The organism is Pseudomonas sp. SIMBA_041 (assembly GCF_046535095.1).
Taxonomy (GTDB): Bacteria; Pseudomonadota; Gammaproteobacteria; order Pseudomonadales; family Pseudomonadaceae; genus Aquipseudomonas; species Aquipseudomonas mucoides.
Genome location: NZ_JAWRXJ010000361.1, coordinates 1 through 268, shown reverse-complemented (window position 1 = coordinate 268; position 268 = coordinate 1). Strand labels below are relative to the sequence as shown.

The window sequence follows — 268 nt, the reverse complement described above, 5'->3', positions numbered from 1 at the left end:
CAATGCGGTGGCATTCAGCGCACCGATGCCCGGAATGCTTGTCAGCCGCCGTGCTCGCTCATCGGTCCGAGCCATGGCTGAGAACTCGGCGTCAAAAGCGGCAATGCGGCGGTCAAGCTCGTCCCACCGCGTGCGCATGTCGCCGAGCAGGAAAGCCATGCGGGCACTGAGGCTGCCCGTGCCGGGGTCCAGCAGGTCAGCGAGCAGGTGGCGCAACCGGGCATGGCCCTGTGCCACGACATGTCCCCGTTCCAGAAGAAGGCTCCTG

The 268-nt window shown here is 66.4% G+C and carries 1 pseudogene; it reads right to left on the bottom strand.

Going from position 1 to position 268, the window contains the following annotated elements:
• Window positions 1-268 (bottom strand): annotated as a pseudogene (locus tag SB725_RS31490) (IS110 family transposase); the annotation flags it as partial.